The organism is Microbulbifer mixtoriginis (SeqCode) (assembly GCF_052466865.1).
In genome coordinates this window covers 4,362,901-4,376,563 of record NZ_CP174293.1, presented here as the reverse complement: position 1 = coordinate 4,376,563, position 13,663 = coordinate 4,362,901, and the positions used below count along the sequence as shown (strand labels likewise).

Below are 13,663 nucleotides of genomic sequence, written 5' to 3'. Positions count from 1 at the left end.
TTCAATTGATACGAATCGAATTGAATGGAAATTACGACTAGCTACCTCTATATATACTTTTTAGGAGTGTTTTTGCCAAAAGTAATTGTCAATCAGCTAGTTGGAAATAATTCTTATTAGAATCGCTTAAAAACCTGGATAGGGTAACCGTCAATTACAGAATCTGAGGTATTTAGGGGCTCAAGCTAAATATCTTGGTGAGTGTCGGTTTGTTCGACTAAGAAATTTATCTTACTTAGAGTCAGATGTTCTTCTGAGGGTATGAATTTGCGCCATATTGCATAAATAGAAGTAGGATAATAATTTGATGGTAGAATACCTGCTATTTAGAGGCTTCCTGGGTAGTTGAGCAAGATAAGAATTTCACTAATTTCATAAATAATATGCTTAACGGATGCAACTATGGATCGGTCACTTAACGAACATCCTGAGCTAAAGATTCTAGATCAAGATTTATTTGAGTTGGTGCGTGGGGTGGAAATTCTTGCGGCAATTGAGCCAAGAAATTTTCGGGCGATGAAAGAAGAGTTTTTCTCGAAGAAGTTTTCCATTAATCCTCAGTTTGTATACCGTGAACAAAAAATGGACATATTTCAGCGCAAACGGCTGCTTTATGCCCTTCCAGTAGAATCCCTGCCAGATGAGGATCTGACCAAGCTATATAGCGATATCATCGAATCTTATGTCGATAAATTGGACCAGTTTCACTCTGTGGGAACGGATGATTTTGTTTATAACTCCTTGCGTTACTTTGGAGAGCCCACAGATAAGGATGTAAATAATGCCAATTTTATTCTGCACTTGCCTGATGATTTGGAATCTAGTGATGATCGGTTTCTGAATGCTAATGAGATGATGCAGTATCTCAGTGACTTCGCTAATAGACAGGGCTATAGCTACGATATTCGCATCGACGATCATATGATTGCCAATGCTTTGGTGGCTGGTAGTACGATTAAAATCAACTCCCATGCCAATATTTCGGAGACTGAGGTCTCTGCGTTGGCTCACCATGAGCTGGGGGTTCACCTGGTCACCACTCTTAACGCCCGTAGCCAGACGCTAAAAATTCTAGAGTTGGGTTGCCCGGTCAATACAACTACTCAGGAAGGCTTGGCTATTCTGTGTGAGTACCTGGCTGGATACCTCACTCTGCCAAGACTAAAAGTATTGGCCTTGCGGGTGGTTGCGGTGCAATCCATGTTACAAGAGAGGGATTTTAAACGTACTTTTATCCTGCTCAAAGAAAAATATCAGGTGGAGGAAAATCTGGCCTTTACGATTACTACCAGAGTCTATCGAGGTGGTGGCTTCACCAAGGATTATCTTTATCTACAAGGTTTTCATCAGATATTAAATGCCATGGAAAACTGTAAGGATTTTAATAACCTTATGACCGGTAAGGTATCAGAGGAATATCTGCCTCTTATTTCTCGGTTGATTGATAAAGGCTATCTGCATGCACCACATTTTATCAGCCCTGCGATAAAAGAACCGCAGTCTATTGATCCCGTTAAACGGTTTATTGCCCATGCGATTAAATAATTTTTTAGAGAGTCTTACCTAAATTCAGTTGGCTGGTAGGTCAAACCACAGGGCCGTGATGCTATTCTTTATCGCTTTCAGTTGTACTTGTTTCTTGAATAAACCCAGGCCGTCCCCTGAGGCCAGTATAGATTTATCATTTACACTGGCCTCACCTTCAATGACATGTAAGTAGCCGGGCCGCTCATGGGTTTGTATTGTAATGCTTTCTCCGGTATTTAATTGCAAACGGTATAGACTGGTATCCTGATGTATGGAGAGTGTGTTTCCGCTTCCATCGGGGGTGATAAGCGCAGTCAGCTTATCCCGTTGTGGGATTGACTGCTGTTCGTAACTAGGTTTTATGCCTCGGCGATTCGGTTCAATCCAGATTTGCAGAAATTTAAGCTGCTCCGTTTGTGAGTGGTTGTATTCCGAGTGAGTGATGCCGGTTCCCGCACTCATCCTCTGAATCTCTCCAGCTGATACGACCAAACGATTACCCTCACTGTCTCTATGTTCAATCGCACCCTGCAAAATGTAGGATATAATCTCCATATCCCGATGGCCATGAGTATCAAATCCTGCACCAGGTATAACAGTGTCATCATTGATAACACGCAGTACAGAAAACCCCATATGATTAGGGTCGTAATAATGCCCAAAAGAAAAGCTATGTCTACTGTCTAGCCAGCCAAAACGGGCTCTACCACGTGCTTGTGAGGGTCTGTAATAATACATAGCCTGATCCCTATTAATAAGATTGGTTGTGATGATAGGGCTATGATAGATAATGGTTACGAAAACAAATATTGGATAAAAACGGATAAGTAATTCGCCTTAATCGAATGAATGGCCTCCAACTTAATATTCGTCTATCCCGTCTTCCCATGCTAAAAAAGAGAAAACGATAAAGAAATATAGATTTATGGAGAAGAAGGGAAGCAGGAAAAAATGAAGAATAAGCACTATTACTCAGAGGCTGGCATCTCCAGGGTTAGTAGGCGCAGTTCTCCAATAAATTCCCGAGCCACAGGACCAAGCTTATCCAGGTCTTTGAAGTTTATATAAAAACTGGTGGAACGTGTCCCGCCTTTTTTTAAGCGAAGCAGTTTCAGAGTCCCATCATTGAGTGAGTCAGCCACCAGTGGCATAGGCAGCCAGGCAAACCCCATGCCCTGGGTGATTAAATCTAGAGATGCACGCAAACTACCCACTTTCCAGCGTTGCTCTGCTCCCAGCCAGCCTGAATCCCGGTTTGTTTGAATCGCCGAATCCCGCACAATAATCTGCCGATAGGATTTTAGATCTTCAAATGTTAACTCACGGTCAAACTGGAGTAGTGGATGTGCATTGTGAGCCACGGCCACAAATTTGATACGGCAGATTTCATCGTTGAGGCTGTCATCCATGGTAAAGGCCGAAAGGCCCAAGTCTACGAGTCCTTCCTGAATTAATTCGTTGGTACCGGATAAAACAGTATCCACAATATCAATATTGACCTGAGGGTAGATTCCAGACACTTTCTCTAAAGCCTGGAAGACTACCTTCTGTGGAAAGGCTCCATCTACCGCAATGCGTAACTCCGATTCCACCCCTTCACTAAGGCTATCAGCAATAGCCTCAATACGAGATACCTCTTCCAGTAGGAACTTGCCACGACGCAGCATTAATCGACCAGCTTCAGTAAGTACTACTTTACGCCCCGATACTTCAAACAGCTTAACACCGAGTGCGGCTTCCAAGTTCGTTACCGCATGGTGAATACTGGATTGGCTCTTGTGAACCACCGAGGCTGCCTGATTAAAACCGCCAGCATCTACAACGGCCTTGAACATCCGCCATTGCTCAAGGGTGGTCTTTTGCATGAGTTTTTACCTCTCCTGAGAATCATTTCAAAAAGGATACTTTATTCCTCGACTACACAGAATGATAGTGAAAATTATAGGTGGTACTCCTGTGAAGCTTTGAAAGTAATTGTTTCTTCGGCTTGGTAAGGCGCTATGGAAGGAGACAAATCTCGGTATCTCCTTGTGTTGTATCTTTACACTTGTTGTCCAGGGGAGGAGAGAATGAGTGAATTAGCGGTTTTGTTTTTGAATGCATCAAAGCCAGTTGGATGAAAAGCAAGATAAGCTCTGATTCGAGTATGGTATTGCTCGTGTCACTTTTGAAACAGATATAGAGAAAAGTTGAATACTATTTTATTGATATTGAAAAAGTTTGTTGCTTTACCGTAATGGTTTTGGCGAAACCTCAAAGTCTTATATTCTCTGTTCAGAGACGTATATATATTCCCTGGCATATTAATCTTTGTATTCCGTACATGGAAAATTTCGAAATTGGCTTGCTCAGTAATTAACCCTGTGATTTGTAAACTATTGTGGCGCGGTTTATCTACAAACAGATTCACTCTTTAAGACCCCAAAGTAAAAAGGAGGCCGCGTTGCGGCCACTGTAAGGATATAAGGATAAACGGGCGGTAACTGTCTTTTGGGGTAGATCTACACCCTATTGTGGGGACTGGTGTAATCGATATCCGGTCCCACTGGAACTATCTGAGTGGGATTAATCATAGTATGGCTAAAATAGTAATGTCGCTTGATATGATGCAAGTTCACGGTCTCTGCAACTCCGGGCCACTGGTATAGTTCGCGTACATAATTGCTGAGGTTAGGGTAATCCTCAAGACGTTGGCGATTACACTTGAAGTGTCCGTGATAGACGGAATCAAAGCGTATTAGGGTAGTAAATAACCGCCAGTCGGCCCCAGTGATTTTCTCTCCTACTAGATAGCGCTGTTGGCCTAAAATATTCTCTACCCGATCCAGGGCATCAAATAAATTTGTATAGGCTTCTTCATAGGCTTCCTGAGTGGTGGCAAAACCGCTTCGGTATACGCCGTTGTTGATGTTTTCGTAAACTAGTTCATTAATAGTCTCAATTTCCGTTTGTTTTTCCTTAGGGAAAAAGTCCTGAGTATCACTGCTAATTTCATTAAACGATTGATTAAGCATACGGATAATTTCTGAGGACTCATTACTGACAATACAATTTTGCAGCTTATCCCAAAGCACTGGCACAGTAACGCGGCCAGTGTAATCAGCTTTATTATGTGTATATAGCTGATGCAAGAACTGATAGCCAAATAGCGAATCACCACTGCTGTCCTCATCGGTATTAAAACTCCAGCCATGTTCAAGCATATCCGGGCTGACTACAGAAACACTGATGTGCTCCTCCAGTTTTTTTAACTTGCGGAAAATTAAGGTTCGATGGGCCCAGGGGCAAGCCAGAGATACATATAAATGGTAACGCCCGGATTCCGCCTTAAAGCCACCTCTACCACTGGGGCCTGCGCTGCCATCACGGGTAATCCAATTGCGCAGTTGAGCAGCTTCTCGCTTAAACGACCCGCTGGAATCTTTGGTGTCATACCACTGGTCTTTCCATTGGCCGTTGACTAATAGTCCCATGTTTCTCTCCTGAATCAGTATTCGTGCTAATCGGCCCTAGGGTAGTTAGGGCGATACAAAAGTATGTTGTATAAATTATTAAATGGTTTTTTTACGCTTATCGATGCTTAAGTGCCTGGCGCCATGAGCGGCCAGAACCAGGAAGCCGCCAGCCATGGCCATGTTTTTAAAGAACATCAAAAATTGCATCTGATCAGCTAAGTTATGGTGATACAAGGCCGCGGTTAGCAGGCTGAATGCCGCAAATGCCAGGGCGGTAAGGCGAACATGGAAGCCGACGATCAATGCCAGGGCTCCGCCAATCTCAAATAAGATTACCAGTGGCAGAAGGAATTCTGGCAAGCCGCCCATAGCCAAGTACTGGGCGCTGCCCTCATAGTTCTGAAGCTTATTCACTCCCGCTAGTATAAAGATTGCTGCCAGGCCGATACGCCCACTGAGGTCGGCGATGTCTGCAAACAGATTCGGGTTTGTACTTTTCTGGGCTGTGGATAAAGTAGAAGTGGTCATAGGGATGCTCCTCAAAATGTGAATAAGTGGATAACACTGGGTTTTGGCTAAGTAGTCGATGTCTTTAAGGAACAGTTTAGGGATATTCAATAGAATGAAAATTGGTATAAATAGGCTTATTCGTTCTAATAAATTGAATGAATGGGCTGTGATGTGCTGAACACCTCAGAAGTGGTAACCGATACCCAGGGAGTAAACAAATGGGTCTATATCCACATTCACCCGAATGTGAGAGCTGTCATCAGCTCCAGAGCGAAAATGGATCTTTGCCTTGGTATCAATATCCAGATACCAAATAGCCGCGTTAAACAACCAGCGGCTCTCCCTGCCAAAGGCGACATCTATACCAACCTCCCCGGCAAGTCCCCAGGAGTTGTCCAGCTTGAGTCTTGCTCGTGATTCGGCTCCGAGTACTGTCTCAAAGTAGTTCTGGGCTACACGGTTGATATGCTCGCTAAAAAAATGGGTGTAATTTACTCCAACACCAATATATGGCTGCACCCAGGATTCTGTACATACCGGGTACCACTGCAATGTGAGGGTAGGAGGCAGGTGTTTGATATCCCCCAGGCGAACCCTGCCCAGAGGTTCCCCGGTATTCGGGTTTGGCAGGCCACTCACCTTAAGGTCGTGTTTGAATGGCAGTGCAGCCAACAGCTCCAGCCCCCAATGATCGGCGAATAACCAGGTGCCCGTAAAGCTCACGGAGTAACCAGTATCCACGTAAACTCGTGTATCAGGCAGTATGGTGCCATTTAGGCGCAGATTGTCGGAATCGTCGTTGGGAGCTACTGCAGCGGCGCCAACACGAACTATAAAGTCTCCTTTTTTATACTCTGCCAAAGCTTGGCTACTAAAGAGTAAGGTGACAAAAAGCGTTATTGCCAACTGAAGCCGTTTCATTTCTTGCTTCCCTGCGCATTTTATCGAAATGGAGTTACGCATTCAGTGTAGTTGGCCGGAAAATGGGCGGTCGGGGTAAGGTGTTCTTTGATGTGATAAGACGTCTTTAGCAGCAATATAGAGGGTGATCTGTGCCAAGCCTTTGTAAGTATTGCTTCAAAAGATAGAGCATATGGAGTTCTTGTATAACCCCACACAAATCATAACTAATTTAACAACTGTAAATAGTAATGGGCCTAAAAAGGCCCATTACATTTTTGAGATAAGCTGATCAGTATTTTTGGTATTTTCAATTTCTGGGTGTCAGAAATTTCTGATACTGGAATGCCGCCCCCAGCATGCACAGCCCCACCAGCATACAGACCACAATCTTTTGTATCAGGGAAAAGTCCTGCATATCCCACAGTACAATTTTTAGTGCAGCAATGCCGAACAACATGAGTGAGAGCTTCAGTAACTTTTTGGTATCAGGTTTTAGGGTTTGGAATAGTAGCAATGTTGCATGTACCACTAAGGCAAATGATATTGCCGGCAGCCACATGGTTTCCAGCACTTGCGCCAGCAGCGCAATATAAGCTGGGATGGCTGTAAGGTGTAGCACCCACAGGTTAAACATCCTGCGGCCGGGCCATACGGCTCTATTGGCGAAAAAGCGCTGATAAACCAACAGTGAAGCGATTCCCAGGGCCACCAGGTTATACACTCCCAACACTGGCGCCTTGGCGGAATTGGCAATGACCGCTACAACTTGCAACAAGGTAATAAACTCAAACAGGCGCAGACTCAGCATATAAAGGGGGGTCAACTGGTTGCGCAGCGGCGCTAATTGGGGTTTAAAAATATACAGACCAGCGAAGTACAGCTGGCATAGTAAAAGTGCCAGTGCAAAGTCACGGCTTAGTGCGTAGCTAATAATAAGTAGCGTTGCCGCGAGATAGTAAAAGGCCAATGGAAAGATTGGCTTAAGTGCCCGATGCAGGGCCAACCGCCAATGCTGGCCGACTGGCTTCCTCCGCAATCCCTGGCCGATCCACAACAGTGCCGCCATTGATACCAGCCCCAACAGCAACCCACTCAAGGCAAACCCTTGCCAGTTGGCGAACTCCTGCAGAGCACAACTGATTATTGCTACAAAGCTTGCGCCTGCGATCAATATGCGCAGTTCCTGTTTTATTACCTCCAGTTTCAGGTGTGTATAAAGTGCCAGGGCGATAGCGCCAGACAGCCAAACGGCGATGGGGAAGTAGTCGTTGGCCTTATAAAGTACTGTTGGTAGGAAAAATATTGGCACCAGAGCGTAAAACAGCTTGCGCAAATTGAGTGCCAGAGAGAAGCCAGTGGATTGCATATCCAGGTGTTTATACAGAGCTGCAATCATCCACAAGCTAAGGAAGGCCTCTACACTAGCGATCTTTCCGTAAGGTATTTGATCGTAGAAATGCAAGTTACCCACAATCGATGCACTCGCGAGTAGTGGGATAAACAGCAGTAAGTAATGGCTGAGTCCAAACCATTCACTAAATGCTGAGCCAGTGCGCTTGCCGTGCCAGATTAAAAAGCCCATCGGTAGCAAGGCAAGCAGCCACATACCCTGGGGCCAGAGGATGCCAACAGATAGCAGAAAGCTTGCGGATAAAAACACCACAAAAGCGTTATCTGCGAAAGAGGTTAAATGGTGCTCTCTAGGAGTAATCCGATCTGTGCAGTGCTGCAACAGTCGGGTTAATGCGAAGGCAGCCGCACAGAGCGCCAACCAGTTACCCCAACCAGCATCTGCGCTTAATGACAGCAACATTGGTGCGGGAACAACTCCGCCAGCTACCCAGGTCAGAGCTTGCCACAGCATGGTAATGCCAGCTGCAGATAGGGCGATGTAACCCTCGCTTCTTACACTGATAAAACCAAAACGGGCACCGAGAAAAATCAGCAACAATCCCTCTAGACACCAGACAATCCCCAATAAAGCGGGACTGCACAACGCAAGGATCGCCAAGCCTGCCAGTAATCCACCGTGTAGTAGAGCCATATTCTGTACAACACGGGCGGAAATGCTGGTGGCGTTGTAGCCAAACAGCCAGCGTGAATAAATAGCCAGTGCTATCCAGGGTAGAAGGTTCAGCAACCACACAACACCCAGCGCGTTGCTGCTGGGTGCCAGGGACCAGCAGATGTGGATAAACAGCACCAGATTTGCGGCAATAATAATCAAGCGCCTTCGCTCTAGCCCTTTGGACTCTATTAATTCAGCGCTTAGTCCTCGCAGAGCGTAGTGGGCAAAACCATAAAAGAAGCCGTGTAGTATTAGTAATGGCCCCCAGGTAGATGTAGCCTCATCCAGATTTGAGACGGAAAACTCCAGCATGCCTGCGCTCAGTACCATGGTTACGATCGCAAGCTGTGGCCAGCGTATTTGCCTGGACAAATGCAGCATCGCCAGGGCGAGAGCCAATAAATAGCTGAGATAAACAAGTGCGGAAGGATCAAAATGATTCGTCACCAAAGGCATGGTGGCGCCGCCCAGCAGTGTGACCATGGACACCACGCGTGTCTCAAACAATAAAGCCAGTAAGTAAGAGAGCCCTGTTGTCGCCACCAACAGGCCGACTCCAACAGGAACAGGCAGCAACTGATAGTAAGGCCCAGCAAAGTACCCACACAGGTAGAGAAGAATCACTCCGAGCGCTATTAATCCAGAGCCGTAGTCCGCCATATGGGGCATACGCCGGCTAAAAGTCACACCGCCAAAAGTGGTTGCCGCCGCAACCAGAAAGCCCAGGGCAACCTTACCGGCGGGGCCCAAATAGCTGTTGAAAGAGAACTGCAGCAAGTATGCGAAGCCAAATACCAGTGCCAATATGCCGGCAGCGGTCATAAAGAATACCGGGGCTTTACCCTGGCGCTGGTAATGGCGATAAAAGTTCGCAAGGGGCTCCCACACACGATTCAGCGGTTCCAGAGCTGGTGCCACTAGGCTGGCTAATCCCTCCTGCAACCAGGGTGTGGCTACTGATGCTTTTTTGTTTTTTTGTGGAATTGATTTGGATTCAGCAGACGTGGTTGTAAGGGGTATGTTTGCTGGCTGGGTTGGCTCAATGGTTTGCCGGGACTCAGAGGGGGAGCCCATAAGTAGGGCTAAATCATCCTCTAACCCTGTAGTGTTTTCTGACAAGGCATCTTTGTTTTCTGTATTGCCTCGCTTGAGTTGTGCCTCAAGGGCGGAGAGTCGCCTTTCGAAGGTCTCCAGCCGACGCCGGTTGTCACGTTCCAGAAGGGCTAGTTCAGCCCGGAGCGACAGCAGTTCACTTTCCATAACTTGCTCTTATCGTTTTGGTCGAGACTATCCCGTGTTTGTTTTTACAACAAGTCCCGGGGGAGCCTCTGAAAACCCTGTAAGCGGGTCTTGAAGACTACAGCTGCCTTGCAAAGGGCTATGGCCATTCGCTGCAAGCTGTGCCTAACACCTGCAGTTTTCAAAATCTGCAGAGATATTACGGAGTTATTCAGGGGCTCCCTAGTGAACTGCACGGGTTTAATCGATCATTTTTCCATCGTCTTTCTTTAATGTACCTGAGTAGCCAAAGATAAGGCCCAGCAATGGCAAGGAGATTTTTATTTCAAATTGGTAGAGCCCATTCACAACGGCTTTTCCAGCGGAAACCCTGGGCCTGAATATTGTTGGAATAGGAATACGAAAAAGTGACACAGATTGCTGTATCCATTGCCAGTTGCCACCCTCTGTTGAGACCCCTAGCTGAATTTTGACCGAGCCAGTGGATTCCACCCAGTAACCACCTTGTTGGTAGGTCTTTACTGGCTGGAACTCTGAGGTAACAGTATGGGTTCTGGCAAAAGTGCGGGACCAAGTCAGTTTTTCTGGGGAGTGATGGATGTCTACAGAAAAAGGCACTTTGCGAGCTGTCGTTGGAGCCCCTAGCTTGTGCGCCATTCGCCGACCAATCCAGCCGGCGACGCTGGAACCAAAACGGATATCCACTTCCCCATACAGCTTGGCACCTTGCGTATGCAGGTGCTGCAAAAGTGGATTCAATTCACTAAAACTAGGCCCAAACCAGTTGATGACAGCAGTATTCACTGGTTAATACTTAAAGAAATCACTAGAACTCTTTTGTTTTCTGCAGTGTTCAAGCTTTAGGGCGAACTACAGCTCGCATTGCGCAGTAAATGGTTTTATCACCATCCTTAACCAGCACTTCAGAAGACTCAGAAATCACCTGGGATACAACGAGGTCTGAAACACTAACCACCTCCATTAGCTCTTCCTTGCAGCCTGCAATATTGGCGGCATTAGAAATGGCAGAATCGTAACTGGTTTTGTGGGAGAAACCTCTCTCTTCCTCACCGCGGCGGCTGCGTTGAATACTTTGATAAGCCTCTTTGCCCGCATCCACGGTATCGCCAATAACACGGCCCGGTTTGACTTCGAGTTGCATGCAGGAAGCGGTGGCAAGAGTAATGGCTATAAGGGCAAAAAGTTTGTTCATTTTTCGATCTGAATCCATTTGACATTGAATACTGACGTAGAGCTTTGAGACACGCTTGTTACGGTCGCAAAAATTACCCGCGGGATCTTATAGGGATATTGTCAGCAATCAAGTGACTTAGTGGGTAGATAGGCCCAACAGATGGTTAAGAACAGCCAGTCAATAAGTGAAGCCTGAGATTTGTCACAGTTCTCAGATTTTCCGGAACAGGTGAGGTTGCTTATATTCAAAGCTACCGGGTGTAAGAAATTTACTAGCTAGTACGACAAATCTAGGTAAGCAGCCAAACTTGCCTATTTATTTTATTGAAATTTTCAACCCTTCACTTGGGATATTACTAGCATGAAAGTATTTCACCACACCCTGTTCTTAGCTATCTTACTGCTCTCTATGCCCTTCGCATCAGCGGGAGAGCCCTTCTCCGAAGAGCGCTTCAAAGAGCTGCAAGCTGCCAAGCAACCCGTATTGATTGATGTACGGGCAGACTGGTGCCCTACCTGTAAGAAGCAGGGCATAATTCTTGCGCAGTTCCAGGAAGATAACCCCCAGTGCGGCCTCACAATCCTTAATGTGAATTTCGACAAGCAAAAAGAGTGGGTAAAGCATTTCCGTGCGCCCAGGCAGTCAACTCTGCTGCTCTATCGTGGGGACAAGCAGGTGTGGTTCAGTGTTGCTGAAACACGCGCTGATGTTATTCGCCAGAATATCTTTAACTCAGTTAAGGCCTGCGGCGAAAATGCTTGAAGTCAGCGCCATCCCCCTGGCCTTGATTGCGGGCACACTTAGTATTCTTTCCCCCTGTGTTTGGCCGCTGGTGCCAATGGTGGTTGGTGCCTCCAGCAACGCTGGGCGCTGGGGGCCTTATGCGCTCGCCGTAGGGCTCAGCTTGTCATTTGCCCTGGCGGGAACTGTACTCAGTTTCCTGCTGGTCTCTTTAGGGCTGGACCCAGAGCTATTTCGCTATATTGCTGCAATCCTGCTTGTGGCCGTTGCCCTTATTCTACTGATTAAACCCCTTTCCGACTGGGTGACTCTGCGTTTATCGAAAGTTACCGCTGGGGCGAGTATTACTGGTGATGGCGCCTGGGCCGGACAGTTTGGTATCGGCTTTCTCACAGGAATTATTTGGTTGCCCTGCGTTGGTCCCACGCTAGGTGCAGCAATCGCGCTTGCTTCCATGGGCCAGCAACTAGGCCAGTCATTTATGGTGATGTTTTCTTTTGGGCTTGGTACCGGCGCTGCGCTACTGGTGGCAGGCGGGCTATCACGGAAAATTTATAGCCGCTTATCACCATCAGTTGGTGCTTTTGCTGTTGGTGGCAAAGTAGCACTTGGTGCCATACTTTTGTTGCTTGGGATTATGGTGTTGAGTGGCTTTGATAAAGTCCTGGAAACCTGGGCTCTGAACTGGATTCCTGAGTGGACTTTTAGTTTTTAATAATCATCTCAAAATAAATCACTATTTAGTCGAGGTGTCCAAAGCGACTAATAGTTATTTTAGTGTCTAGAAAAACACTGAAAATTACCTCAGGAATCCAAGAAGCTTTACGAGTAAGTTTAAAGCCCCAGTAACCTTCAATTACTGGGGCTTTTTTATGTCCTGTTAAGGAACTGTTAAAAATTATGGCTGGTAAGAAGGGTAATCGGTATAGCCCTCATCGGTACCGCCATACATAGTTTCCGGGTCAACTTTATTAAGAGGCCAATCATTACGAATACGTGTGGGAAGGTCCGGATTGGCAATGAAAGGGCGGCCAAAACCAAAGATATCTCCGTTACCCGCCTGCAACACCCGCAAAGCTTTCTCTGGGGAATACTTGCCGGCATACATGATGCGCCCGCCAAAGATCTCTCGTACTTCCTGGTAGAAATTCTCAGGTAAATCCGGTGCATTGTCCCAATCCGCTTCTGCTAGAGATAGATAGGCAATTCCCGCCTCGTTCAACAGTTTGATAGCTTCGATATAGGTTGTGTGTGGGTCACTCTCCACCAGGCCAAGATAAACACGGTCCTCATCGGTACTTTCAAACAGCGGAGCAAATCGAACGCCGAGACGATCATTACCTACCTCTGCTGATACCGCTGCAACAATCTCTTTGAGGAAACGCAGTCGGTTCTCCAGGCTACCGCCATACTCGTCATCGCGTTGGTTGGTATGCTCAGAAATAAACTGGTTTACAAGATAACCATTGGCACAATGCAGCTCAACGCCGTCAAAGCCTGCTTCCAAAGCATTGCGTGCTGCCTGGGCATAGAGTTGCACCAGTTCTTTAACTTCTGCTGTTGTCAGTGCACGAGGCTCACTGGGTTCAGCCAAAGCACCTTGCCCTGGCCCTGTCTCAATAAATACCTTTACCGCATCTGCTCGGATTGCAGACGGCGCAACAGGAGCCGTTCCACCCGGCTGCAGTGATGTGTGAGATACTCGCCCCACATGCCAAAGCTGCGCAAAAATAATACCGCCTTGATCGTGTACGGCTTTGGTCACTTTTTTCCAGCCTTCGACCTGGTCCTGTGAATAAATTCCGGGAGTCCAGGCATAACCCTGGCCGCGGGGCTCAATTTGCGTGCCCTCTGTAACCATAAAGCCTGCACCGGCACGCTGAGCGTAGTAGTTGGCCATTAAGTCATTAGCGATGTTGCCAGGTTGTGAACTACGCGACCGGGTAAGCGGCGGCAGCACAATGCGGTTTTTCAGGGTGTAAGGGCCCAGGTTGATTTCACTGAATAGTGCTTCGTTTTTCATAA

12 protein-coding genes are annotated in these 13,663 nt (G+C 46.7%); 3 read left to right on the top strand and 9 right to left on the bottom strand.

Going from position 1 to position 13,663, the window contains the following annotated elements; all coding sequences use genetic code 11:
* Positions 1–402: 402 nt before the first annotated feature.
* Positions 403–1,545, top strand: coding sequence for a flavohemoglobin expression-modulating QEGLA motif protein (locus ACJJJA_RS19730; protein WP_444903139.1), 1,143 nt, complete (start codon positions 403–405; stop codon positions 1,543–1,545).
* A 24-nt stretch (positions 1,546–1,569) separates the two neighbouring features.
* Here ACJJJA_RS19730 and ACJJJA_RS19725 read toward each other — a convergent pair whose 3' ends face one another.
* The 8 genes from ACJJJA_RS19725 to ACJJJA_RS19690 all read right to left on the bottom strand — a co-directional run bounded on the left by ACJJJA_RS19725 (position 1,570) and on the right by ACJJJA_RS19690 (position 10,915).
* Positions 1,570–2,265 carry a pirin family protein gene (locus tag ACJJJA_RS19725; protein ID WP_444903138.1) on the bottom strand — a complete coding sequence of 232 codons (696 nt, stop codon included), beginning with the start codon at positions 2,263–2,265 and terminating at the stop codon, positions 1,570–1,572.
* Between the two features lie 230 nt (positions 2,266–2,495).
* Positions 2,496–3,392: a LysR family transcriptional regulator gene (locus tag ACJJJA_RS19720; RefSeq protein ID WP_444903137.1), complete on the bottom strand. Its 897-nt coding sequence runs from the start codon at positions 3,390–3,392 to the stop codon at positions 2,496–2,498.
* A gap of 636 nt (positions 3,393–4,028) precedes the next feature.
* On the bottom strand, positions 4,029–5,000 hold the full coding sequence (locus ACJJJA_RS19715; protein WP_444903136.1) for a glutathione S-transferase family protein: 972 nt from the start codon (positions 4,998–5,000) through the stop codon (positions 4,029–4,031).
* A gap of 78 nt (positions 5,001–5,078) precedes the next feature.
* A complete protein-coding gene (locus ACJJJA_RS19710; protein ID WP_444903135.1) occupies positions 5,079–5,510 on the bottom strand; it encodes a DoxX family protein in 432 nt (143 codons plus the stop codon).
* Between the two features lie 165 nt (positions 5,511–5,675).
* A complete protein-coding gene (locus ACJJJA_RS19705; protein WP_444903134.1) occupies positions 5,676–6,413 on the bottom strand; it encodes an OmpW/AlkL family protein in 738 nt (245 codons plus the stop codon).
* Between the two features lie 289 nt (positions 6,414–6,702).
* Positions 6,703–9,723, bottom strand: a complete 3,021-nt coding sequence (locus tag ACJJJA_RS19700) for a DUF2339 domain-containing protein (protein ID WP_444903133.1) — start codon at positions 9,721–9,723, stop codon at positions 6,703–6,705.
* 219 nt (positions 9,724–9,942) lie between these two features.
* Positions 9,943–10,506: a DUF4166 domain-containing protein gene (locus ACJJJA_RS19695; RefSeq protein ID WP_444903132.1), complete on the bottom strand. Its 564-nt coding sequence runs from the start codon at positions 10,504–10,506 to the stop codon at positions 9,943–9,945.
* 49 nt (positions 10,507–10,555) lie between these two features.
* Positions 10,556–10,915: a hypothetical protein gene (locus ACJJJA_RS19690; RefSeq protein WP_252083269.1), complete on the bottom strand. Its 360-nt coding sequence runs from the start codon at positions 10,913–10,915 to the stop codon at positions 10,556–10,558.
* Positions 10,916–11,257: 342 nt separating this feature from the next.
* Here ACJJJA_RS19690 and ACJJJA_RS19685 point away from each other — a divergent pair, with 342 nt between their 5' ends.
* Together ACJJJA_RS19685 and ACJJJA_RS19680 are read left to right on the top strand one after the other, a co-directional pair.
* On the top strand, positions 11,258–11,659 hold the full coding sequence (locus ACJJJA_RS19685; RefSeq protein WP_444887164.1) for a thioredoxin domain-containing protein: 402 nt from the start codon (positions 11,258–11,260) through the stop codon (positions 11,657–11,659).
* Complete coding sequence (locus ACJJJA_RS19680; protein ID WP_444903131.1) at positions 11,652–12,353, top strand: cytochrome c biogenesis CcdA family protein; 702 nt, start codon at positions 11,652–11,654, stop codon at positions 12,351–12,353. The genes ACJJJA_RS19685 and ACJJJA_RS19680 overlap by 8 nt, the downstream gene beginning before the upstream one ends.
* Before the next feature lie 183 nt (positions 12,354–12,536).
* Here ACJJJA_RS19680 and ACJJJA_RS19675 read toward each other — a convergent pair whose 3' ends face one another.
* A complete protein-coding gene (locus ACJJJA_RS19675) occupies positions 12,537–13,661 on the bottom strand; it encodes an alkene reductase (RefSeq protein ID WP_444887163.1) in 1,125 nt (374 codons plus the stop codon).
* Between the last annotated feature and the right edge of the window lie 2 nt (positions 13,662–13,663).